General features: G+C 73.7%; 1 protein-coding gene. It reads left to right on the top strand.

Features of this window, described 5'->3' with window-relative positions; translation table 11 throughout:
- Positions 1–2,639: beta-ketoacyl synthase N-terminal-like domain-containing protein (locus ACZ6S5_RS34810; protein WP_466006538.1), on the top strand; the 2,639-nt coding region annotated here is incomplete at both ends.

The raw sequence follows: 2,639 nt of genomic DNA on the forward strand, positions 1-2,639 counted from the left end.
GCCGCCCTACTCATCACCACCCGCGCCCGACTCATGAACAGCATCACCACACCCGGCGCCATGATCGCGCTACAAGCCACCCGCGACGAAGCCGAAGCCCTGACCGCCGGCCACCCCGGCGTCGCGATCGCCGCCGTCAACACGCCACACACCGCCGTCATCAGCGGCGACCGCGACACCTGCCACGAACTCGCCACCCAATGGCGCGACCACGGACGCAAAGCCACCGCCCTGACGGTCAGCCACGCCTTCCACTCACCCCACATGACCACCATCGCCGACGAATTCCGCACGGTGGCCGCCCGCCTCACCTACCAACCGCCCACCATCCCAGTGATCAGCAACGTCACCGGACAACTCGCCACAGCGGACGAACTCACCGACCCCAACTACTGGGTACGCCACATCCTCGCCCCCGTCCACTACGCCGACGGCATCACCACGTTGCACGACCAGCACGGCGTGCGCACCTTCGTCGAACTCGGACCCGACGCCACGCTCACCACCCTGCACGTGCAGACGCTGCCCGCGGCGGTCACCGCGGTGCACGTGCTGCATCCCGAACAGCCCGCCGACCGTACCGGCCTCGCCGCCGCGGCGGCGGTGCACACCGTGGACGCCGGTCACGTCTGGCCGGTCGGGTCGGCCCGGTTCGACCCGCCGCACCTGCCGGGCTACCCGTTCCAGCGCCGGCACCACTGGCTGGACACCCCGGCCGAGGCGCAGCAGGCACGCGTACCGGATCCCGGGCGAACCGACGGGGCGGATTCTCCGGCGGGTGCGAGCTCGGCGCCGGGCGCGGCCGGACCGGTCGATGGGGACGCACCGGTCGACGGGGCCGGCGCAGGGGTGCCGGCCGAGGCGCCGCCGCTGCGCGACCGTGCCCGCGCCCTCGACGAGGCGGGCCGCCGCCGGCTGGTCCGCGAGGCGGTGCTCGGCCAGCTCGCGTACACCCTCGGTCACCCGGCGACGGACGGCATCGACCCGACCCGGACGTTCAAGGACCTCGGCTTCGACTCGCTGATGGCGGTGCGGTTCCGCAACGACCTCGCGGCGGTGACCGGCGTCGACCTGCCGGCCGGGGTCACCTTCGACCATCCCACGCCGGAACGGCTGGTCGACTTCGTCCACCGGTTGGCGGTCGGTGGCCCGGCCCCCGCGGTGGCGCTCCCGACGGCGACCCCGCGGGACGAGCCGGTGGTGATCGTGGGCATGGCCTGCCGGTACCCGGGCGGGGTCGTGACGCCGGAGCAGTTGTGGGCGCTGCTGGCCGAGGGCCGGGACGCGATCGGCCCGCTCCCCACCGACCGGGGCTGGGACCTGGCGACGCTCTACGACCCGGACCCCGACTCCCCCGGCACCACGTACGCCCGGGACGGCGGATTCCTCACCGACGTCGCGGGCTTCGACGCGGAGTTCTTCGGGATCAGCCCGCGCGAGGCGACCGCGATGGACCCGCAGCAGCGGCTGCTGCTGGAGACCGCGTGGGAGAGCGTGGAGCGGGCCGGCATCGACCCGGCCAGCCTGCGGGGTGAACGGGTCGGCGTGTTCGTCGGCGCCATGCCCCAGGACTACGGCCCGCGGATGCACGAGGCGTCGGGGGACGTCGGGGGGTACGTGCTGACCGGGAACACGACGAGCGTGGCCTCCGGCCGGATCGCCTACGTACTCGGGCTGGAAGGCCCGGCGGTCACCGTGGACACCGCCTGCTCCTCCTCACTCGTGGCCATGCACCTGGCCGCACAGGCCATCCGCAACGGCGAATGCGAACTCGCCCTCGCCGGCGGCGTCACCGTGATGGCCGCCCCCGGCATGCTCGTCGAGTTCAGCCGCCAGCGGGGACTGGCGCCAGACGGCCGCTGCAAGCCGTTCGCCGCCGCCGCCGACGGCACTAGCTGGGGCGAGGGCGCGGGTCTGTTCCTGCTCGAACGGCTGTCGGTGGCCCGGGAACGTGGCCACCAGGTCCTGGCCGTCATCCGCGGTTCGGCGGTCAACCAGGACGGCGCCAGCAACGGCCTCACCGCACCCAACGGACCTTCGCAGGAACGGGTGATCCGGCAGGCCCTGGCCAACGCCCGACTGACCCCCGCCGACGTGGACGTGGTCGAGGCACACGGCACCGGCACGACGCTCGGGGACCCGATCGAGGCGGAGGCGCTGCTCGCCACGTACGGGCAGGAGCGGCGGGACGGGCAGCCGCTCTGGCTCGGGTCGATCAAGTCGAACATCGGCCACACCCAGGCCGCCGCCGGCGCGGCCGGCGTCATCAAGCTGATCCTCGCGATGCGGCACCACCGGCTGCCGCACACCCTGCACATCGACGCGCCCACCCCGCACGTGAACTGGGACGGTGGGCGGATCCGCCTCCTCGACCAGCCGGTGGACTGGCGGCCCGGCGAGCTTCCCCGCCGGGCGGCGGTCTCCTCGTTCGGCGTGAGCGGCACCAACGCCCACCTGATCCTCGAAGAACCACCCGCCGACGCGGGGCCGACGGCAGCCCCGGCTGACCCGGAGTGGACGGACCTGCCCGGCGGTGGCTGGGTGCCGTGGCTGCTGTCCGCGAAGACCGCGACCGCGCTGCGGGAGTACGCCCGCCGGCTGCGCGACTGGGCCACCGGCGCAGAAGACGCGAACCTCGC

This window comes from Micromonospora sp. NPDC051924, assembly GCF_055586005.1.